General features: G+C 56.8%; 16 protein-coding genes. 2 read left to right on the forward strand and 14 right to left on the reverse strand.

From position 1 onward, the window contains the following. Positions 1–22: 22 nt before the first annotated feature. The 13 genes from FVB43_RS06715 to FVB43_RS06775 all read right to left on the reverse strand — a co-directional run bounded on the left by FVB43_RS06715 (position 23) and on the right by FVB43_RS06775 (position 18,253). Positions 23–1,306, reverse strand: coding sequence for an MFS transporter (locus FVB43_RS06715; protein ID WP_133841505.1), 1,284 nt, complete (start codon positions 1,304–1,306; stop codon positions 23–25). Positions 1,307–1,377: 71 nt separating this feature from the next. Then, positions 1,378–2,388 carry a Zn-dependent oxidoreductase gene (locus FVB43_RS06720; RefSeq protein ID WP_167863630.1) on the reverse strand — a complete coding sequence of 337 codons (1,011 nt, stop codon included), beginning with the start codon at positions 2,386–2,388 and terminating at the stop codon, positions 1,378–1,380. 10 nt (positions 2,389–2,398) lie between these two features. Next, positions 2,399–3,613 carry a D-mannonate dehydratase ManD gene (gene manD, locus FVB43_RS06725; RefSeq protein WP_133841507.1) on the reverse strand — a complete coding sequence of 405 codons (1,215 nt, stop codon included), beginning with the start codon at positions 3,611–3,613 and terminating at the stop codon, positions 2,399–2,401. 156 nt (positions 3,614–3,769) lie between these two features. Further along, positions 3,770–3,943 carry a hypothetical protein gene (locus tag FVB43_RS06730; protein ID WP_159336322.1) on the reverse strand — a complete coding sequence of 58 codons (174 nt, stop codon included), beginning with the start codon at positions 3,941–3,943 and terminating at the stop codon, positions 3,770–3,772. Then, a complete protein-coding gene (locus FVB43_RS06735; RefSeq protein ID WP_167863631.1) occupies positions 3,912–4,367 on the reverse strand; it encodes a hypothetical protein in 456 nt (151 codons plus the stop codon). The genes FVB43_RS06730 and FVB43_RS06735 overlap by 32 nt, the downstream gene beginning before the upstream one ends. 184 nt (positions 4,368–4,551) lie before the next feature. Further along, positions 4,552–5,451, reverse strand: a complete 900-nt coding sequence (gene yegS / locus FVB43_RS06740; protein WP_133841509.1) for a lipid kinase YegS — start codon at positions 5,449–5,451, stop codon at positions 4,552–4,554. A gap of 274 nt (positions 5,452–5,725) precedes the next feature. Then, positions 5,726–7,108, reverse strand: coding sequence for a prephenate-dependent tRNA uridine(34) hydroxylase TrhP (gene trhP / locus FVB43_RS06745; protein WP_167863632.1), 1,383 nt, complete (start codon positions 7,106–7,108; stop codon positions 5,726–5,728). A gap of 190 nt (positions 7,109–7,298) precedes the next feature. Next, on the reverse strand, positions 7,299–8,006 hold the full coding sequence (gene baeR, locus FVB43_RS06750) for an envelope stress response regulator BaeR (protein WP_159336325.1): 708 nt from the start codon (positions 8,004–8,006) through the stop codon (positions 7,299–7,301). A 16-nt stretch (positions 8,007–8,022) separates the two neighbouring features. Beyond that, entirely contained in the window at positions 8,023–9,408 is a 1,386-nt protein-coding gene (gene baeS / locus FVB43_RS06755; protein WP_133841512.1) for an envelope stress sensor histidine kinase BaeS, read from the reverse strand. Beyond that, positions 9,408–10,814 (reverse strand): multidrug transporter subunit MdtD, encoded by a 1,407-nt coding sequence (mdtD, locus tag FVB43_RS06760; protein WP_133841513.1) that lies wholly within the window; start codon positions 10,812–10,814, stop codon positions 9,408–9,410. Before mdtD ends, baeS begins: the two co-directional genes overlap by 1 nt. A 4-nt stretch (positions 10,815–10,818) precedes the next feature. Further along, positions 10,819–13,893, reverse strand: coding sequence for a multidrug efflux RND transporter permease subunit MdtC (mdtC, locus tag FVB43_RS06765; protein WP_167863633.1), 3,075 nt, complete (start codon positions 13,891–13,893; stop codon positions 10,819–10,821). Further along, on the reverse strand, positions 13,890–17,006 hold the full coding sequence (locus FVB43_RS06770; RefSeq protein WP_133841515.1) for an MdtB/MuxB family multidrug efflux RND transporter permease subunit: 3,117 nt from the start codon (positions 17,004–17,006) through the stop codon (positions 13,890–13,892). Before FVB43_RS06770 ends, mdtC begins: the two co-directional genes overlap by 4 nt. Next, a complete protein-coding gene (locus tag FVB43_RS06775; protein ID WP_133841516.1) occupies positions 17,006–18,253 on the reverse strand; it encodes an MdtA/MuxA family multidrug efflux RND transporter periplasmic adaptor subunit in 1,248 nt (415 codons plus the stop codon). The genes FVB43_RS06770 and FVB43_RS06775 overlap by 1 nt, the downstream gene beginning before the upstream one ends. A gap of 255 nt (positions 18,254–18,508) precedes the next feature. Between FVB43_RS06775 and FVB43_RS06780 the strand changes: the two genes are divergently transcribed. Continuing rightward, positions 18,509–19,471 carry an aldo/keto reductase gene (locus FVB43_RS06780; protein ID WP_167863841.1) on the forward strand — a complete coding sequence of 321 codons (963 nt, stop codon included), beginning with the start codon at positions 18,509–18,511 and terminating at the stop codon, positions 19,469–19,471. An 89-nt stretch (positions 19,472–19,560) separates the two neighbouring features. Here FVB43_RS06780 and yegD read toward each other — a convergent pair whose 3' ends face one another. After that, entirely contained in the window at positions 19,561–20,913 is a 1,353-nt protein-coding gene (gene yegD / locus FVB43_RS06785; RefSeq protein WP_133841517.1) for a molecular chaperone, read from the reverse strand. Positions 20,914–21,101: 188 nt separating this feature from the next. Here yegD and FVB43_RS06790 point away from each other — a divergent pair, with 188 nt between their 5' ends. Further along, positions 21,102–22,517: an ankyrin repeat domain-containing protein gene (locus FVB43_RS06790; protein ID WP_159336327.1), complete on the forward strand. Its 1,416-nt coding sequence runs from the start codon at positions 21,102–21,104 to the stop codon at positions 22,515–22,517. The last annotated feature ends 19 nt before the right edge of the window (positions 22,518–22,536 follow it).

The following is a 22,536-nucleotide window of genomic DNA, read 5'->3' on the forward strand; positions in this document are numbered from 1 at the left end:
GGGGCAAGCCCACCCGCGCTAATCAAATGGACACCGGAGTATCCAGTTTCTTCGGTGGTTTAATCACAAACAGCACCAGGAACGCGCCCAGCGCGGCCACCACGCCCGCCAGCACAAAGGCGCTGTCGAACTTACCGGTGTGCTGCACGATATAGCCGGTGACAATCGGCCCGACAATCCCGGAAAGGCTGCCGATCAGGTGAATAAATCCGCTGATACTGCCGACGCGGCTTTTATGCACCACATCCTGAATAATCGCCCAGTAAATTGCCCCGGTGATGTAGAGGAAGAAGATAGAGACAGACATCAGACCGACGGCGGATGTGACTTCTTTTACCGTACCTGCAAAGCCGACACAAATTGCAGCAGCCATTAACGAGACCACCAGCACGATTTTGCGTGAAAGCAGCAGCTTGCCGGTCACTTTGAAAATTTTGTCCGAAATAATCCCCCCGAGCGCCAGACCGACGAAGCCGACGATCCATGGGATCATGGTGGTAATGCTCATCGCTTTAATATCCAGCCCGTGCGCCTGGACCAGATAGGCCGGGAACCAGCTGAGGAAAAAGAACAAGATGTAGTTGTAGCAGAAGAAAGCGAATGCCGTGACCAGGATAATCGGCTGACGCAGATAGTAGCCTAAGCCGTGCTGTGACTGTGACAGTTCCTCTTCAGGACTGAGCTGCTCGTCTTTCATCTGCGCAATCAGTGCACGTTCACGTTCGCTGATTAATTTGCTTTTCAGTGGATTGTCAGCGGCAATAAAGAACCACACGACCATCCAGATGATGCCAATCGAGCAGATAATGGCGAAGGCCGGACGCCAGCCGAAGGCAAGGGCCAGGTAGCCGATGATCGGCCCGGCGACTGCGCCGCCAAGGGGCGAACCGGCGCTTAGCAAGCCCATCGCCGTGGCGGCCTGTTTTTTCGGGAACCAGCCGTTAATCGCTTTATTCGCCGAGGCACAGATCGGCCCCTCTGCCATGCCGAACAGCACGCGCAGGATTAACATTGACCAGAAACCGGTGGCCAGGGCGGTAAAGCCGCAGAACAGTGACCACATCCCGACGGCAACGCCGAGGGTGATCGTCGGGCCGAACTTATCGGTCGCGAGGCCACCGACAAAGTTGAAGATGGCATAGCCGAAGAAGAAGCTGCCGAAAATCAGGCCAAACTCTTCCGCATTCAGCATCAGATCTTTTTCAATCATTGGCACGGTCAGGGACAGCGCCACCCGGTCAAGGTAGTTAATCATGTAAACAAGGAACAGCAGTAATACGATGGTCCAGCGCAGGTTCTTAAACATGGTAATAACTCCGCGTTCTATTTGTCATTGTAGGGTAGAGGTGATGGCCGGGCGTCACCCCGGCTTTAGGGTTAATGCATGCTGATTATCACCTTGCAGCAGCTGCGCGGGTCCTTCTCGAACAGTGTCATGGCCTGTTCAATCTGGCTCAGGGGCAAGGTATGGGTCACCAGTTTTTCTGGCTGAATCAGCCCCTGCTCCATCCACGCGATAACCTGGGGGAAGCGGTGACTGTTCAGCCGTGATGTAAACAACGACAGCTCTTTGCTGGTCAGGCTTTGCTGCGTCAGGGTGCAGGGGTCGCCAGAGAAGCCCAGCAGGCCAATGCGCCCGGCCGGAGAGGCCAGTGCGGCGGCTTCGGACAGAATTGTCGGATGGCAGGCCGCATCAATAATCAGCGTGGGCTGTACGCCGTTAAGCTGTTCTGCCAGCGGCGTGGTGCTGTTGTTCAGTGCCTGGTCCGCACCATTTTCCCGTGCCATCGTCAGGCGCTCTTTCAGACGGTCAGCAACAATCACCGTCTTGACCTTGTAGACGCCTTTCAGCACCTGAATCGCGGTCAGCCCCATTGGCCCGGCGCCGTAAATCAGTGCCACATCATCGGGAACCGGCTTGAGGAACGCGCTGATATTGGCCGCAATGGTAAACGGCTCGACCAGGCTGGCCAGCGTGTCCGGTATCGCCTCCGGCAGCACATAAGCATTCGCCGCTGGCGCAATCGCATACTCACTGAAACCGCCATCGCGATGCACGCCGATGACCTGCAATTCGCTACAGACATTCGGTCGACCGATTGAGCAGGGATAGCAGTGGCCACAGCTGACAACCGGATCGACCGCCACGCGCTCACCGACGCGCGCACTGTCCACACCGCTGCCAGTGGCATCAATCAGACCGAAAAACTCATGACCGATCACACGCGGATAGCGAGCGAACGGGTTGTGGCCGTGCCAGATATGCACATCCGACCCACAGATACTGGCGTACTTCACTTTAACCCGTACTTCACCGGCAGCCGGTTCCGGCAGGGGACGATCCTGCAACTGCAACTCGCCCGGACGTTCAATCACCACGCTTTTCATGTTGTGCTCCTTACCAGTTCCACAAGGTGCCGTCTTCCAGACGGGCCACAGGCAGATAGGCGGGTTCATAGGGGTATTTCGCGGCCAGTTTTTCGTCGAACTCAATACCCAGTCCTGGTTTATCGCCCGGATGCATATAACCGTTATCGAAGCGCCAACTGTTCGGGAAGACTTCCAGCATTTGCTCGGAGTAGCCCATGTATTCCTGCACGCCGAAGTTCGGCACCCACAGGTCAAAGTGCAGCGCTGCCGCCATGCAAATCGGTGACAGATCGGACGGCCCGTGCGATCCGGTTCGTACCTGATACAGCGAGGCGAAATCTGCGATGCGGCGCATACCGGTAATGCCACCTGCGTGGGTGATGGTGGTGCGGATATAATCGATAAGCTGCTCTTCGATCAGCTGTTTGCAGTCCCAGATACTGTTGAACACTTCGCCCACGGCAATCGGCGTTACGGTGTGCTGACGGATCAGGCGGAAGCTTTCCTGATTTTCAGCCGGTGTTGGGTCTTCCATCCAGAACAGGCGATAGTCTTCGATGCTTTTGCCGAAGCGGGCCGCTTCGATAGGGGTCAGGCGGTGGTGCATGTCGTGCAGCAGGTGCTCATCAAAGCCGAATTTATCGCGAATGGCCTCAAACAGTTTCGGGGTGAAATCGAGGTACTTCTCGGTTGACCACAGCTGCTCTTCCGGGCGTGCGCCTTTGGTCGCGGGTTCGTAAGCTTCACCTTTGCCTTTAGCCATTCCGTAGGTGGTTTTCATTCCCGGTACGCCGCACTGAGCGCGAATGGCTTTGAAGCCCAGCTCTTTATGCTTCGCATAGTCGTCCATCACTTCGTCAATGCTGTGCCCGGTGGTGTGACAGTAGACCATCACGCCCGTGCGCGAAGCGCCACCCAGTAGTTGATAGACCGGCATATTGGCCGCTTTGCCTTTAATGTCCCATAGCGCCTGGTCTACGGCGGAGATGGCCGACATGGTAACCGGGCCACGACGCCAGTAGGCACCCTTGTAGAAGAACTGCCAGATATCTTCGATCTGATGGGCATCGCGGCCAATCAGCTGCGGGCAAACGTGATCTTTCAGGTAAGACGCCACCGGCAGCTCGCGGCCGTTCAGCGTGGCATCACCAATACCGGTCAGTCCCTGGTCGGTGGTGATTTTTACGGTGACAAAGTTTCTGCCCGGGCAGGTGACAAACACTTCTGCGTTAACAATTTTCATTCTGAACCGCCTTGTACGTCAACAATGGTGAAAAAATACGCTTATAACGTACTACCATACAAGTTGTGCATGTGGGATTCGCGAGAGGGATCACATTTCGTCGGTGGAGCAGGAGGGGGGAAAAAGCGCCCAGGGGCGCTTTTAGTGAGTGTGGTATTAACGCACAGGCGACGATTCAGCCTGAGTGGTGGCCTGTTTTCTCTCAACAGCTTTTATCGCATCTACCGCCTCTCCGACTTCGCGCATTCTCTGACCCAGTTTATCCACTGCTTTTTGTAGAGCGATTTGCTGTTCTTGTTCATAGATAGCATCGCGGCGTTCGTATGACATATCCCCTCCTGTTGGGTTGAAAACCTGACTCAAGTGTATTTCCTGATACAAAATGCTTTTTGACGATACGCTGATATATTTTGCATAGCTTGTCATTAACAGCAAGAAAGAGATACATACCAGCATGGTACTGAATATAGTGTTCAATAAGTGCTCTTTCGACATGGCGGATAACATGTATAGACGAAATATTTCCACGCGGAGGATGAAAGCATGTTGAGTTTTTTACGCGATTATCACGAGTATCAAAAGAAACTTCATAAGCGCCATTGTGGCTCAAGGTAAAGCCTGCTTGTAAGTGGATACCTGAATCACTTTGTTGAGTAATCTGCTGAATAACCAACTCATATTCTACATCTTTTGATGTAAAATCATTAAAGTAGGTAACTCTGTTGGTGTAAAGATAGAATGGCCTGAATTCCATTTCCGTCATCTCCTTATTTATCCGCAACAAAAATAAAGACATCTGTTATTACAGGGGATAATAACGATAACGTTTAATGGTTTCCTCTAATCAGGTCTGCTTATTCATTATTCTGGAGCTGCGCCGCAAAAATTCACCCTGACGTTAATAACGACAGGGTGAGCAGAACATTGCGCAGAGAATATTACATCAGTAATTCACAGGAGGGTGGCAGGCGGCATTCCAGTGCATCCGGCATCACCTCAATGCGAAATTCTGTCCCGCTCAGGGGTTCGCCATCGAGATTAAAGGTCATCTCATTCGGCGCACGAATGGTCAGCCATGGCAGTGAGGCGGTGATCAGATTAGGATTTTCTTCGTTACTGGTTAACTTATGCACCAGCGTGGGCAACAGCTCCTGCGAGGTGGCGATACTCAACTCCAGTTTGCCATCGTTAATCAGCGCCGTTGGGCACAGACGCTGACCGCCACCCGCCTGACGACCATTCCCAATACCAATCACCAGCGCATCGCCCTGCCAGTGAAAATCCGGGCCTTCCAGCGTACAACTGTCGGCTTTCAGGGTATCCATGCGCATCAGCCCATGAATAAAGTAGGACACGCCCCCCAGGGCAGATTTCAGTTTTTCCGGGGTTTCGGTGGTAATCCGCGTTCCGAACCCGCCAGTGGCCATATTGATGAAGTAGTGATCATCATTCACCCGCGCGAGGTCAATGGCCGTGGCTTTCCCGAGAATCGCCAGGCGCAGTGCGTTTTCCATCTCCAGCGGGATACCTGCGCTGGTGGCAAAGTCATTGGCGGTGCCCAGCGGCACCAGGCCCAGCACCGGACGGCGCTCAGGCGATAATCCGGCGAGCGCAGTCGCCACTTCGTTAATGGTGCCATCGCCGCCAGCGGCAATGACGGTTTCAGCCTGCAATGCTACCGCTTCGCGCACGTAGCGCTCGCCGTCACCGTGCTCCCAGGTCACCCGCACTTCCAGCGGGAATCCCTCATTGCGCAGTGTCGCTATGGCCTCACGCAGCGCTTCATTGCCTGCGCTTTTACCATTTAAGATTGCCAGCGTAAGTGAATGTTTTTCCATTTTTAATCCCTGAAGGCATTTGCGGTTTGCATCAACATATAGCATACCCTGCCACAGAGGGTTACCTCAGGTCGAAAAAGCGCGGAGTTTTCTGAAAAAAACGCGGGGGCTGAAAAAAGAAATGGCCCGCACGGGGGAGCCGTGTGGGCCGAATAAGGTGGTTCTGGACACCAGGGTCCAGATAACATGCTATTTGGATTTGTTCGTTAGGAGCGGGAGCATCATAACGATGATTGCCATGCGGTAATGTGATCGCATTCTAAGATCAGTAACATCATGTAACTTCTTTCGCAGTTTCCACCGCATGAGGATTGCGGGTGGTGGTGCCTGCGAGATTACGCATCAGCAGGGCATACTGAAGATCCATTTCCTCCGGCAGCGGCAGCCACACCAGATGGCCGTTGCCCGGTGCCACATCAATCGGCTGTGCTTTTCCATTTTCCATCTGCGTCAGGGTGAAGTTGATATTTCCCGCCGGGGACATCAGTTCCAGACTGTCGCCCACGCTAAATTTGTTCTTCACATCCACTTGCGCCAGGGCGCCACGGCGCTCACCTGTAAATTCACCGACAAACTGCTGACGGTCTGAGACCGAGTAGCCAGCATCATAGCTCTGATAGCTGTCATGCGTATGGCGGCGCAGGAAGCCTTCGGTATAACCGCGATGTGCCAGCCCTTCCAGGGTTTCCAGCAGGGCAGGGTCAAAGGGCTTCCCGGCGGCAGCATCGTCAATAGCGCGCCGATATACCTGAGCGGTGCGTGCGCAGTAATAAAAGGATTTGGTGCGTCCTTCGATTTTCAGCGAGTGGATGCCCATCTGCGTCAGACGCTCAACGTGCGCCACGGCGCGCAGATCTTTCGAATTCATAATGTAGGTGCCGTGTTCATCTTCGAAGGCGGTCATATACTCACCCGGGCGCATGGCCTCTTCGATCATAAACACTTTATCCGTTGGCTGCCCGGCGCCCAGCGTGGGCTCGACATTCTGTACGGTAATCGGCGCCTGGCGATGCACGATATTGCCAATCGCATCCTCTTTGCCTTCCTGGACGTTATATTCCCAGCGGCAGGCATTGGTGCAGGTGCCCTGATTCGGGTCGCGTTTGTTGATGTAGCCGGAAAGCAGGCAGCGGCCGGAGTAGGCCATGCAGAGTGCGCCGTGGACGAAAATTTCCAGCTCCATCTCTGGCACCTGCTGACGAATCTCACCGATCTCTTCCAGAGACAGCTCGCGTGACAGAATCACCCTTGTCAGCCCCATCTGTTGCCAGAATTTCACCGTCGCCCAGTTGACGGCGTTCGCCTGCACTGACAGATGAATATCCATCTGTGGAAACGCTTCGCGCACCAGCATGATCAGCCCGGGATCGGACATGATCAGCGCATCTGGCTGCATATCAATCACCGGTTTCAGGTCACGAATAAAGGTTTTCAGCTTGGCGTTATGCGGGGCAATATTCACCACCACGTAGAATTTTTTGCCAAGCGCATGGGCTTCATTAATGCCCGTGGCCAGATTCTCATGGTTGAATTCGTTATTGCGCACGCGCAGGCTGTAACGAGGCTGACCGGCATACACGGCATCTGCGCCATACGCAAAAGCGTAACGCATATTTTTCAGTGTCCCGGCCGGAGAAAGCAGTTCCGGTTTTTTCATAATGTCTCAGTCTGATGTCAGGTCAGATATTGCGATGATGATATTTAGGTGCGGCGCGGGTCAGGCATGCCTGGCCCCTGGGGAGGAGCGAGACGGTCAAACCCGGAGATCAACGTAGGGGCGCGGCATGCCTCGCCCGGTGTTTTGCCCGGCGGGGATTGTAAGGCGGTGATTGTTTGGGGAAATTGATCTACATCAAACGACAGATATCTGCTTCCCAGCGATATCCCATGCCATAGACTGCACGGATAAATGGCTGGTCGGCATCCAGCAATTCCAGTTTGCGGCGCAGGTTCTTAATATGGCTGTCGATAGTACGGTCAGTGACCACGCGATAGTCGTCATAGAGATGATTCAGCAACTGCTCGCGTGAGAACACTTTGCCCGGCTCCTGAGCCAGGGTTTTCAACAGACGGAACTCCGCGGGCGTCAGATCGAGGGGTTTATCGTCCCAGCTTGCCTGGAAACGGTTTTCATCCACCTTCAGCAGCGACACCTGACGGGCTTCTTCCGGGGTGCGCTGACAGCGTTTAAGAATGGTTTTGACACGCGCCACCACTTCACGCGGGCTGAAAGGCTTACAGATGTAGTCATCGGCGCCAATTTCCAGACCGAGCAGGCGGTCAATCTCTTCAATCTTTGCCGTCACCATCACCACGGGCAGGTCGGAGAAACCGCGCAGTTCGCGGCACACCGATAAACCGTCCAGCCCCGGCAGCATCAGATCCAGCAGGACCAGGTCCGGTGAATGCTGTTTTACCCATCCCAGCACTTCATCACCGCGCAGCAGATGATGGGTACGAAAGTTAGCGGCCTGCAGGTAATCGATCATCAGTTGGCCGAGTTTGGGTTCGTCTTCAACGATTAAAATCAGCGGAGCGGGCGTGTCGAGCGTCATAGTATGGTCGCCATGGTCAGTGAGTCTTATACGGCAAGTGTACCGTAATTCGCACGCCACCGGCATCGGAGTGCTCCGCAACAATGGTGCCGTCATGCGCTTCGACAATATTATGGCAGATAGCCAGCCCCAATCCTGAGCCCCCGCTGGCCCGGTTACGTGAACCTTCAGCACGGAAGAAACGCTCAAAAATCTGCGTCCGCTGTTCATCGCTGATACCGGGGGCGCTGTCATCGAAGTGCAGCACATTGGCATTGGCACGTTGTTGCAGCGTGATATGAAGACTGCCGCCGGGATCGGTATAGCGCAGGCTGTTTTCCATCAGGTTGGTGAACAGTTGCATCAGACGATCCGGGTCGCCAAACTGAGGTGCCTGGTCGGGTAACGTCAGCGTCAGATTCAGCGGATGCTGTTCAAAACGATGGCGGAAATTGCCGGAGACCAGTTCGAGCAGCGGGACGAGATCGGTCTGGCTTTTACGATAGGCCAGAGCCCCTTCATCTGACAGTGATAACTGATGAACATCGTCCACCAGCTTGGTCAGCGTGGCGACCTCGCCCTGTAAGGACACAATCGATTCCGGGGTCAGTTTCCGCACCCCGTCCTGAATCGCTTCCAGTTCACCGCGCAGGATCGCCAGCGGCGTGCGCAGCTCGTGGGAGATATCGGCCATAAACGCACGGCGCATTTTTTCGTTTTTCTCCAGCGTGTTGGCGAGGCGGTTAAAGTCCTGCGCCAGCCTGCCCAGCTCATCGCGGCTGGAGGCCTGCACCCGGCTGGTAAAATTCCCTGTCGCGAGGTGATGGGTGCCTTCCACCAGACGTTTTACCGGCGCCAGCAGCCCCCGTGACAGCAGCCAGGTAACGGCTGCGGCCAGCAGCATCGTCAGGCCGACGATCATCCAACTGGTACGATTCTGCTGCCGATCGAAATTAATGTCGGCGCTGCGCGTCAGGCGTTCAGAGGGGGAGCCAATCACCCAGCCGACCACTTTACCATTGCTGGTGGTAATACTGCGGCGGGAGCCTTCCTGCGGTACCGGTGCGCGTGGGCCAATCATCACATGATACTGCTGGTCGATAATCCAGAACTGTGTACGCCAGCCGTGAGGCGGAAGCTGATTGTTGGCATCCGGGTTCTGCTCCAGCGAGCGCAGAATATTGAACACCAGCTTGTTGTTATTACGCAGGAAATCCCAGTTGCCATGCTGCTCATACTGGTCTGCCAGCGCATCGCTGAGCAGCGTGAGCCGCTGCTCATTGCCACGTTTGATATAGTCGATAAAACCGTGTTCGAAGCTCAGACGAACGCCCCAGTGCATGGTGATCAACACCAGCATGCAGGTGGAGAAGATTGCCGCGAAAAGCTTGGCAGTGATGCCGATACGTAATTTTGCCAGCATTAAGGCTTTCTCCTGCGCGCCGGAAGCGTATTAGGGGACGTCTCTTTGGGGACACGCCAGAAAACAAAGACCGGCAGGGCAATGATCAGTGCCATACACAGCCAGGTATAGATAAACGTCTCTGCGATTTGCGGGCTGCCGCTCGCGGCCTCGTGGCCGAAGGTGCCCAACAGCAGCCCGGCCACGGTCACGCCGATACTCATCGACAGCTGCATCACCATCGACAGCAGGCTGTTACCGCTGCTGGCAAGCTCGTCAGGCAGCTCTTTCAGCGTCAGTGTATTCATGGCAGAGAAGCGAATGGCGTTGACCATCCCTTGTAAAAACAGCACCACGGGCAGCAGGGCATGCCAGCCCATCAGCGCCACGGCAGGGAACAAGAGCACCACCAGCGCCAGTGCCAGTGTCGACCCCATCAACACATGGCGGTAGCCAAAGCGGTTAACGATCTGCACCACAATGCGCTTCATTCCCATATTGCCCAGCACCATCGGGATCATCATTAATCCCGCGTGCAGCGGGCTGTAACCCATGCCGATTTGCAGAAAAATGGGCGTCATAAACGGCAGCATGCCACTGCCGATACGTCCGGTCAGGCTGCCAATCAGGCCAATAGAATAGATGCGATTGTCGAACAGTTTCAGGCTGAACAGTGCGCCATCGTTGTGACGGGCATGCAGCAGATAAAACAGCAGGCTGAAGACGCCGCAGAGGATCAGCAGACACAGCAGCAGGGGGGAGAGACCGGAGCCGCGCTGGCCGTCCAGCGCCAGCGTGAGCGTGGCCATACCGGCTGCCAGCAGCAGATAGCCGGTAAAATCGAAGCGTCGGGTTTGCAGGGTAAAGTTTGACATCAACGTGAGCGTGGCAATCGCCCCGATAATCCCCACCGGGATGTTGATCAGGAAAATCCAGTGCCAACTGGCGTACTCGACCAGCACACCACCCAGCGCCGGGCCGAGCAGCGGGCCAATTTGTCCCGGCAGGGTGACGAAGGTCATTGCGGCCATATAGTCGGCACGCGGCACCAGCTTCATCACCGTTAAGCGGCCCACCGGTACCATCATTGCCCCTCCGATGCCCTGTAACACGCGTGAGAGAATCAGCTGGTCCAGCGTGGTGGAGAGCGCACAGCAGAGCGAGCCCGCACTGAACAGCACAATGGCGCTGAAGAACACATTTCGCACCCCGAAGCGGTCTGCCAGCCAGCCGCTGATCGGCAGCATCACCGCCACCGTCAGCACGTAGGAGACAATCACCGAATGCATATTCAGCGGGCTTTGATGCAGGCTGGCCGCCATCGAGGGCAGCGCCGTATTGACGATGGTGGTATCCAGCGTCTGCATAAAGAAGCCGAAGGCCACTATCCACAATTGCCAGCGTACGGAGGCAGGAGGTGCGTTCATGGCATCAGCTTTCCCCGGTGACGGCATCAAAGCGCGGTTTACGCCGCAGTTTGTCCATATACAGATAGACCACCGGCGTTGTGTACAACGTCAGTAGCTGGCTCATCACCAGCCCGCCGACGATGGTGATCCCCAGCGGCTGGCGCAGCTCGGCACCGTCACCGCTGGTCAGCACCAGCGGCAGCGCACCAAACAGCGCGGCCAGGGTGGTCATCATAATCGGGCGGAAGCGCAGCAGGCTGGCCTGGAATATTGCGTCACGCGCCGTCATTCCGCCGTTGCGCTGGGCGTCCAGCGCGAAGTCGACCATCATAATGGCGTTTTTCTTCACGATGCCGATCAGCAACAGGATGCCGATCAGCGCGATCAGGCTGAACGGAGCACTAAACAGCTCCAGTGCCAGCAGGGCGCCGACCCCCGCGGATGGCAGAGTGGAGAGGATAGTCAGGGGATGAACGTAGCTCTCATACAGGATCCCCAGCACGATATACACGGTGGCAATCGCCGCCACAATCAGCCACAGCTGGCTGCTTTGGGTTTGCTCAAACACCGCCGCCGTGCCGGAAAAACTGCCGCGCACGCTGGATGGCACGCCCAGCGAGGTGACGCTGCGGTCAATGGCCTCTGAGGCCTGCGACAGCGATACTCCTTCGGGCAGGTTAAACGAGACAGTGGAGGCGGCAGACAATCCCTGATGATTCACCGACAGCGGTGAGTTCGCCGGCTGCCATTTTGCAAACCAGGAGAGCGGGATGGATTTCCCCTCGCTGTTAATCACATACATCTGGTTAAGGGCGCTGATATCCTGGGTGTAGCGCGGATCGACCTCCATCACCACTTTGTACTGATTCAGCGGTTGATAAATGGTGGAGATCTGCCGCTGACCAAAGGCGTTATTGAGCAGGTTATTGACATCGGCGACATCAATGCCGAGCCGGGCCATGCTGGCGCGATCGTAAGTCAGTGCCATCTCAGCGCCTTTGTCTTCCTGATCGGAGTTCACATCGGCCAGCTCGGGCAGGGCAGCAAAGGCGCGGCGGATTTTAGGCTCCCACTCACGTAAATCATCCAGGCTGTCTGAGAGCAGCGTGTACTGATATCCGGCGTTGGACTCGCGCCCGCCGACGCGAATATCCTGCACCGCCATCAGAAACAGGTTGGCGCCCGGTTCTTTTGCCAGCTTGCCGCGCAGTCGGGCGATCACCTGTTGGGCGTTTTCGCTGCGCTCACTGAGCGGCTTTAGTGAGATAAACATCGAGCCGCTATTGGTGCGAGAACCTCCGGTAAAGCCCACCACACTTTCGACGGCCGGATCGGCGTGGACGATACGCATAAAGTCTTCCAGCTTGCCGCGCATCGACTGGAACGAGATGCTCTGGTCGGCCTGAATAAAGCCCATCAGCCGCCCGGTGTCCTGCTCCGGCATAAAGGTTTTCGGGATGGAAACGTACAGATAGAGGGTCAGCCCGATGGTGGCGAGAAATACCAGCAGCGTCCAGCGCGCATGGTCCATCACCCGGTGCAGGGTGCGGCCATAGCCCTGTTGTACCGCCAGCAGCACGCGGCCAAAACCGCGAATGCGCGGCTGCTCATGTTGGGGTTTATTACGTAGCAGCCACGCACACATCATCGGCGTCAGGGTAATGGATATCACCAGCGAGATGGCGATGGCCACCGAGAGTGTGACGGCAAACTCTCTGAAAAAGCGACCAATAATGCCGCCGAGCATCAGCAGCGGAATAAACACCGCCACCAGCGAGATACTCATCGACACCACGGTGAATCCGACCTCGCGTACCCCCTGCAATGATGCCTGCAGCGGCTTCATGCCAGCCTCAACATGGCGTGAGATATTCTCCAGCACCACAATGGCATCGTCGACGACAAAACCGGTCGCCACCGTCAGCGCCATTAGCGACAGGTTGTTCAGACTGAAGCCACAGAGATACATCGCGGCAAAGGTGCCGATCAGCGACACCGGTACGGCCACTGCCGGGATCAGCGTGGCGCGGCCGGAGCGCAGGAAGGCAAACACCACCAGGATCACCAGGCCGACAGAGATCGCCAGCGACTGTTCCACCTCGTGCAGTGAAGCACGAATGGTCGGAGAACGGTCCTGCGCCACTTCCAGCTGAATCGAGGCGGGAATAATCTGGCTCAGCTCAGGGATTTTTCCCCGGATCCGATCGACGGTATCAATGATATTGGCTTCCGGCGCTTTACGGATTAGCACCAGGATCGCCGGGCGGGCGTTTGACATCCCGGCGTTGCGCACATCCTCGACCGAGTCAGTCACCGTGGCAACGTCCTGCAAACGTACCGCCGCCCCATTGTTGTAATGCACCACTAACGGCTGGTATTCGGCGGCGGTTTGCAATTCATCGTTGGTTTTCAGCCACCAGCGTTGGTGATGATCTTCAACGGCACCCTGAGGTTTACGCACGTTGGCGCTGGCAATGGCCGTGCGTACCGCGTCGAGCGACACGCCCTGATGGAACAGAGCTTGTGGATTGAGTGCAACACGCACCGCAGGCAGTGAACTGCCGCCGATGGTGGCATCTCCCACCCCGTCGATTTGCGACAGCTTCTGCGCCAGCTGTGTCGAGGCGTAGTCATATAACTGACCCGGAGACCAACTGTCTGAGGTGAGCGTCATGATCATAATCGGCGCGTCAGACGGGTTCGCTTTGCGGTAGGTCGGTCGGCTGGGCATCCCGGTCGGCAGCAGGCTCTGCGCGGCGTTGATTGCCCCCTGTACATCGCGCGCCGCGCCGTTGATATCGCGTTCGAAATCAAATACCAGGATAATCCGCGTGCTGCCAAGCGAACTGGTGGAGGTCATTTCAGTGATGCCGGCCACCCGGCCCAGCGCGCGTTCCAGCGGCGTGGCAACGGAGGACGCCATGGTTTCCGGCGAGGCGCCAGGCAGCGATGCGCTGACCATGATCACCGGGAAATCCACCTGTGGCAGCGGGGAGACCGGTAGCAGACGGAAACCGAGGATCCCGGCCAGCAGGATCGCCACGGTCAGCAGGCTGGTGGCGATCGGACGATGAATAAACAGGGCGAAAAATTTCACTCTGCCTCCCGGCGTGCCAGGCGGCGGGTCGCGCGCGACAGACGATCAAACAGCAGGTAGATCACCGGCGTGGTAAACAGCGTCAGTACCTGGCTGACAATCAGCCCACCGACCATCGCGGTTCCCAACGGACGACGCAGTTCCGCACCGACACCAGTACTCAGCATCAGCGGCAGCGCACCAAACAGGGCGGCCAGGGTGGTCATCAGGATCGGACGGAAACGCAGCAGACAGGCCTGGTAAATGGCCTCATACGGCGTCATACCCTGTTCACGTTCTGCCGCCAGTGCGAAATCGATCATCATGATGGCGTTCTTCTTGACGATGCCAATCAGCAAAATAATGCCAATGATGGCAATCACATCCAGCTCGCTACCGCTCAGCAACAGTGCCAGCAGCGCACCGACTCCCGCCGTTGGCAGGGTGGAAAGAATGGTTACCGGGTGGATCAGGCTCTCATACAGCACGCCAAGCACGATATACATTGCGACAACCGCCGCCACAATCAGCCATACGGTACTGGAGAGCGCGGCCTGGAAGGCGAGGGTGCTGCCCTGAAACTGCGTCATGATTTCTGACGGCATCGAGAGATCTTTTTCCGCCTGGGTAATGGCATTCACCGCCTGCTCCAGCGAATAGCCATCGCTGACGTTAAACGAGAAGGTGGTGGACGGGAACTGGTCGAGGTGATTGATGCTCAACGCACCATGACGCTGCTCTACGCTGGCAATCGCGCTGAGTGGCACGCTGCCGCCATCGGTACTGTTCAGGCGAATGGATTGCAGCGCTGCCAGGCCTGGCGTGGCCGCCGTGTCATGCTCCAGCACCACGCGGTACTGATTAGCCTGGGTATAAATGGTCGATATCAGTCGCTGACCAAAGGCGTTATACAGCGCGTTATCCACATCGGCCAGGGAGATCCCCAGGCGACTGGCGCTGTCACGGTCAACGCGGATATACGCTTCCAGCCCCTGGTCCTGCCAGTCACTGCTCACCTCTTTGAGTTCAGGCAGTGTGGCCAGCCTGGCCTGTAACTTCGGTACCCAAAGGCTCAGTGAGTCCAGCGATCCGGCCTGCAGGGTAAACTGATACTGCGTGCGGCTGGCCTGGGTATCAATGGTCAGGTCTTGCACCGGTTGCAGCCAGAGGTTAATGCCAGGGATTTTCGCGATCTGCTGTTGCAGACGGGCCATCACCACCGGGATACGATCGTCACGTTCATCCAGCGGTTTCAGGTTGATTTGCAACCTGCCGCTGTTGAGTGCGGCGTTGGTGCCGTCCACCCCCACGAAGGACGTCAGGCTTTGTACCGCCGGGTCCTTCATGATCACCGAAGCCACTTCCTGCTGGCGCTGCGCCATATTGCTGTAGGAGACCGACTGCGGAGCCTGAAGGGTTCCCTGAATAATGCCGTTATCCTGCAGCGGGAAGAAGCCTTTGGGGATCACCATCCACAGCAGCACGGTCAGCGCCATGGTGCCGAAGGCGACACCGAGTGTCAGCCACTGATGTTTCAGTACCTTCTGCAACAGGCGGCCATAGCGGGCAATAATCCGTTCGAACAGGGCTTCACTGGCACGCGAAAAACGGTTCTGTTTGCGCAAAGACTCAACGCTTAACATGCGTGCGCACATCATCGGCGTCAGCGTGAGCGACACAATGGCCGAGATGAGGATCGCTACCGCCAGGGTAATGGCAAATTCGCGGAACAGGCGGCCAACGATATCCCCCATAAACAGCAGCGGGATCAGCACCGCAATCAGCGAGAAGGTCAGGGAAATAATGGTAAAGCCAATTTCACCTGCCCCTTTCAGCGCAGCCGTCAGCGGTTTTTCGCCTTTCTCGATATAGCGTGAAATGTTTTCGATCACCACGATGGCATCATCGACCACGAAGCCGGTGGCGATCGTCAGCGCCATCAGCGTCAGGTTGTTGACCGAAAAACCGAAGAAATACATCACCGCAAAGGTGCCCACCAGAGAGAGTGGCACCGCCACGGCGGGAATAATGGTCGCCGCGACGTTGCGCAGGAACAGATAAATAATCATCACCACCAGCGCCAGAGCCAGCAGCAGTTCAAACTGCACGTCGTGGACCGAGGCACGGATATTGGTGGTTCGGTCGGTCAGCAGCTTCACGTCTACGGACTTGGGCAGTGAGGCGGTGAGGGCGGGCAGCATTTGACGAATATTGTCGGCGGTGGCGATGATATTGGCCCCCGGCTGACGCTGGATATTCAGCACAATGGCGGGCTGGCGGTTAGCCCATGCCCCGAGCCAGCTATTTTCGGCTCCTTGCTCTACGGTGGCCACATCCCCGAGCCGCACCGGCGCCCCATTCTGGAAACTGACAATCAGCTGGCGATAGCCTTCGGCGGTTTTGATCTGGTCGTTGGCCGAGAGCGTAATCGAGCGTTCCGGGCCATCCAGGCTGCCTTTCGCTGAGTTGACGTTGGCATTGCTGATGGCGGTACGCACCGTCTCACTGGTGATATTCATCGCCGCCAGCGCCTGGGCGTTCAGTTTCACCCGGACGGCCGGACGCTGACCGCCGGCGATCGTCACCAGCCCCACACCGGAAACCTGCGATATCTTCTGTGCCACACGGGTTTCCACCATGTCGGCAACCTGGGTCATTGGCAGGCTGGTGGTGGTGACGGCAAGGGTCATGATCGGAGGATCGGCCGGATTGACCTTGCTGTAAACCGGCGGGTTAGGCAGGTCGGAGGGCAGCAGGTTGGTGGCGGCGTTGACCGCGGCCTGCACTTCCTGCTCGGCCACATCCAGCGGCAGCGTCAGTTGGAACTGAAGGGTGACAACCGAAGCCCCGCCGGAACTTTGTGACGCCATCTGTTTCAGACCGGACATCTGGCCAAACTGGCGTTCCAGCGGTGCGGTAATGGCTGAGGTCACCACGTCCGGGCTGGCACCGGGATACAGCGTGACCACCTGAATTGTCGGATAGTCGACCTCTGGCAGCGCCGAAACCGGCAGGGCGCGATAGCCGATAATCCCCGCCAGCAAAATAGCGATCATCAGCAGCGTGGTGGCGACCGGGCGCAGAATAAACTGGCGGGATGGACCACCGCCTGGCGTTGGGGGCATAACCTGCATCAGTCGCTGGCTCCCTTCGCCGGTTGGGCGGTTTTACCGGATGTCAGCGGTGTGGCCTGCGGGGCGACCACTTCCACCGTTGCCCCGTCTGTCAGACGATCGATACCGTCTGTCACCACTTTTTCACCGGCTTCCAGCCCGGCCTTGATCACCACTTTTTCGCTGTCCTGGAATTCAATGGTGACGATTTTCTTACTCACTTTGTTGTCGCTGTTGACCACCCAGACAAAGCTGCCCTCATTACCCATTTGTAATGCGGCTGCCGGGATGACAATCGCATCCTGCAAGGTGCTGACCTTCAGACGGGCGTTAACAAACTGATTGGGGAACAGGCGGTCGTCCTGATTCTCGAAACGCGCTTTCAGCTTGACGGTGCCGGTAGTGGTATCGATCTGGTTATCCAGGCTCAGCAGCGCCCCGGTGGTCAGCAGCGTTTTATTGCTGCGATCCCAGGCTTCTACCGGCACTGCACCCTGTTTTTGCGCACTGAGGATGGCGGAAATATCATTTTCCGGCAGGCTGAAAATCAGGTCGATGGGATGCGTTTGCGTGATCACCACAATGCCAGTGGTGTCGCCGCTGCTGACATAGTTGCCAATATCGACCTGCTTCAGGCCCACGCGTCCGTCGATCGGTGACGTCACGCGGCTGTAGGTGAGGTTGAGCCGGGCGCTGGCCACGCTGCCTTCATCGGCTTTGATGGTGCCCTGGGTTTCACTGACCAGCGAACGCTGGGTATCCAGCTCCTGCTGTGAGACCAGGCTGGTTTTCGCCAGCTTTTCATAGCGTGCCAGGTCGCGCTTTGCATTGGCCAGCGTGGCGTTGCTTTTTGCCAGCTGCCCTTCGGCCTGGATCAGCGCCACCTGATAGGGACGCGGGTCGATCTCCGCCAGCAGTTGCCCGGCTTTCACTTCCTGGCCTTCGTTAAAATGGAGGGCGATAAGGTCGCCGTCGACGCGGCTGCGCAGCGTAACGGTGTTTGCCGCCGTTACGGTCCCCAGCCCGGTAAGGTATTGAGGCACGCTCTGACGTATGGCGTCGGCGGCCTGCACCGGGGCCATCGCCGCACCCATTGCACCCCCGTTCCGCCCACCGCCGCGATGACCTTTGCCACGGGATTGCTCTGCGCCTTCGGCAGGCTGTGCCTGGGAAGCGCTACTGTGGCTGTACCACCAATAGCCGCCGCCTGCGATCAGCGCAACAGCGATAACCAGGGGGATGACAGGGAAACGACGCGGTGTTTTCATGTTTTTTGCTCTCAGTAAATCTGGTGAATACCCAGGCGGGACAAAAAGGTGCCCCGAATCTTAAAAGAATAGCGAACTTCAACCGCTGAAAAATGAAGGAATTAAGAATAACGGGTTAGCGATACGCTGTCGCGTGAGCATGAAATGATTTTAATCACTTCTCGCAAATTCATTACCATTATTGAACCAAGCGTGCTCCAGGTTCTTTGTTAGACTTAGGGACTGCTTTATTGACATCCAATCAGGAGAATCATGATGAGTACTTTAGAACATCGCCAGCTGGGCCGTTCCGGCATTCAGGTTCCGGTGCTGACGTTTGGCGGCAATGTGTTTGGCTGGACCATTGACGAAAAGACCTCGTTTTCTCTGCTCGACGCACTGGTGGAGAAAGGGCTGTATTTTATTGATACCGCTGATGTGTATTCTCGCTGGGCACCGGGTAACAAAGGTGGCGAATCGGAAGTCATTATCGGTAACTGGCTGAAAAAAAGCGGTAAGCGCGATAAGATCGTGCTGGCGACCAAAGTGGGGATGGATCTGGGTGACGGGAAAACCGGCCTGGCACCGAACTATATTCGTCAGGCGGTAGACGCCTCGCTGGCGCGTCTGCAAACGGATTATATCGACCTGTATCAGGCGCATCGCGACGATGCGGATACGCCATTGCAGGAGACGCTGGCGACATTTGACGCGTTGATTAAAGAAGGTAAGGTCCGTGCCATCGGTGCCTCTAATTATTCTGATGACCGCCTGAACGAGGCGCTGAAAATCAGTGCTGAAAATGGGCTGGCGCGTTATGAAACCCTGCAACCCGAGTACAATCTCTACGATCGTCAGGGTTATGAGAGCGGTCTTGAGCCGGTCGCCAAAGAGCACGGTCTGGGGGTGATTAACTACTATTCTCTGGCCAGCGGCTTCCTCAGCGGTAAATACCGCAGTAAAGCGGATGCCGCCAAAAGCGCGCGCGGTCAGGGTGTGGTCGAGAAGTATCTGAACGATCGGGGTCTGAAGATTGTGGATGCGCTGGTGCAGGTGGCAGAAGCACATCATGCTTCGCCTGCGCAGGTTGCGCTGGCGTGGCAGATTGCCCGTCCGTCGATCACCGCGCCGATTGTTAGCGCCACCTCACTGGCACAGGTTGATGAGCTGGCGAAAGCGGCGGTATTGAGGCTTAAGGACGACGATCTGCGTCTGCTGTCGGAAGTGAGTAGTTATTAATTATTGCCAACAGTGAACACGGGTCGGGCATGCCCGACCCCTACAGCACGACCGCGTAGGGGCGAGGCATGCCTCGCCCGGTTGCTTCGTTACCGGAACATCACCTGCGCCCAGCGCGCCAGGCCCGCCGTTACGGAACCGAAGTCATCTCCGCTTGCCAGCGGAATATCCGGTAATTGCTGTTGCAGTGCCGCACGCAGTACTGGCGAGCGGGCGCTGCCACCCGTCAGATAAATCACGTCAGGACGTGTGCCACTGGTGTTCAGCGCCAGCGTCACCTGCTCCTGGATACGTTCCAGCGGCTGACTGATCGCCGCCTGAAGGCCCGCCACACTGATTTCGGTTTCCAGCCCATTATCAATAAAGTGCATGGCCGTCATCACCTCATCACGATCTGACAGCGCAATTTTGCTCTCTTCCGCTGCCCGCACCAGACGATAGCTCAGACGTTGTTGCCACACTTTCAGCAGGCGCTGCACTTTTTCTGGTTCGGCCGCGTCACGGATCAGATCCTGCAACTGCTTACGCGATGCTGTGGCATAGAAGTCGCTCTGTGCAGGAACGTCGTTGATGGCAACGGCATTCCACCACGGCAGGGCCGGAAGTCCGGTACCTTTCACGGTTTCGCCACCCAGACCGAGCAGTGGCATCAGTTCTTTAAAGGCCAGCATGATATCCAGATCGTTCCCGCCGACGCGGCAGCCACTGTGGCCCAGCAGGCTGTCGCCACGATCGGCTTTATCGTGCCACTGCGGCCCCATCAGCAGCATAGAGCAGTCGGTGGTTCCCCCGCCGATATCCACGACCAGCACACGCGTTTCTTTTGTCAGCGTGGCTTCAAAGTCCAGACCCGCGGCGACTGGTTCAAACTGGAAGATCACATCCTGGAAGCCGGCACGGCTGGCCGCGCGCGCCAGGATGCCTTCAGCCTGTTGGTTGGCCTCATCGCCGCCCAGTCCCTGGAAGTTAACCGGACGGCCAATCACCGCCTGGGTGACGCTGTCATTCAGGGTGCTTTCTGCTGTTTGACGGATATGCAGCATGGTGGCGCACACCAGGTCTTCAAAGAAGGCGACCTGCTGTGGTTTTAGTCCACTGGCTCCGAGGAAAGATTTGGGTGATTTCACAAACCACACGTCTTCCGGGTCATCCATATACTGTGCCAGTGAGGCAAGGCCAAATTTGACGCTGGCAGGCAGAACCTCAATATCTTCTTCGCGGTTAAAAGCCAGCGCGCGACGTAACAGCGCCTGGTTTTCTGCCTGCGGGGTCGGTACCTGGTGATGACGGAACAGCCATTCGCTGACCGCATCACGGGTTGGCGCACACAGCATTGAGGGTAAATAAGGCGAGCTCTGCTCTAACGGCAGCAGCTTAGGTGCGCCGTTTTCCATGATGGCAATAGAGCAGTTTGCCGTACCGTAGTCGAAACCGATAAACATCGTTTCCTCCGCTGAGTGTGAAAAAAGGGGGCGACTTTAGCTTGAGAGCGTTGGCGGTGCAAGCGACAAGATGAGGCCGCACGCGGGGACTCGAATTATTTTGGGTATATTTGCCTGCTTTGTATAGAATCACGCCCTTCACATGGAATCACCGCCTTGCCGTTTGGCCGGGGGGCAGGGAGAAATAAATGGACTGGTCTGTACTGATATTATTACTGGCATTGATGCTTGCACCACTGATGCTTGCCGTTACGGCCATCTTTACCGTGGTGTTATCACAGCGAGCCCGGTCACGATGGGTATTACTGGGCGCGTTGTTGCCTCAATCCCTGATGATTGCCTTGATACTCTGGCCGGGTGGCCTGAAGGTGGTGGAGTTCTCCAGCGAAATTCTCATGTGGCTGGTCACGCTGATAACCTGGCTGACGCTATTTCTGGCACGCTGGCAGCGCCGGGGCACACCGCCCATCCCTGCGCTGGTGACCAGCTGGCTGCTGTTTATTGTCCTGGCTGCCGCCTTCTATTTTAATCCCTCCAATCAAAGCACGATGGCCTGGAAACGCCACGAACAGCAGATGCAGCATAATTTGGTACTTCTGGAGCAGGGGGCTCGTTCGCAGCTGGACAGGCTTTCGGATGAGAGTGCGCGCGAGCTGTTCTATCGGGCTGCGGCAAAAGAGTATCCTGAACAGACGCTGCGCTATTTTATCCGTCGTGGCCTCTCACCGCTGGATAAAGGTGAAAATGGCTATAGCGCGTTAAGCAATGCCATCGAAAGCCATAATACGGTGGCGCTGAAGCTGTTCCTGTCGGTGCTCACCCCGGCGCAGATTCAGTCATTATCCTTCGATTACGACCCGCTGCGCGATCTGCGCCAGGACCCGCCAGCGGGTGAGGCAGAACAGCAGCAGTTTTATGACAGCATGGCGCTGTTACTGGCGGCACGCCCGGACTGGATTCACCCGCGTGACAAGCGCGCCGCCTCTTACCTGACCCGTGCGATTTTTAACGGCAACGGTCAGAGCGCAAATTTCTTACTGAAGTATCTGCCCGCGCCGGAAGGGCTCTGGCGGCTGGCACTGCTGGCGCTCAATGAGGACACGCAAACGCTGATGGCCGCACTGCGTGAGCAGCCGACACAGCTGGAACAAACATTGTCTGATGGGGAAGGGCGTCACCTGAACCTGATGGCGTGGATGATCAAATATGCCCCGCCAGCCACCCGCACCGCGCTGCTGAACAGCAAATTAATCGTCTGGGATCATTACCAGGAACCCTCTCCCCGTGACGGGAAGGGCGCAATGACCAATACGTTGATTGATGAATCCCGTGGCAACTGGCGTTTCCGTGAAGAGTCACCCAGCGTGTTACAGCAGGTGCTGGCCAGTGCGATCGCCCAGGGGGTGACCTTATCGCCTCAACAGATGCTGGCGGTTTTTCGTTATGAAGATGGGCCCGAGACGCTGGCCGTTATGCGCAAGGCAGGATTGCCCTGTGGCCCGTTGATGTCGGCCAGCGCAGAGCTGTTAACTGATTCGGTGCAGGACAGCCTGGTCCGGCGCTGGGTCAGTGAGTCCTGCCTGCGTCAGCCCGGCGGTCAATAACACCTGTATTGCGGTGAGG

It is taken from the genome of Erwinia rhapontici, from assembly GCF_012271765.1.
Taxonomy (GTDB): Bacteria; Pseudomonadota; Gammaproteobacteria; order Enterobacterales; family Enterobacteriaceae; genus Erwinia; species Erwinia rhapontici.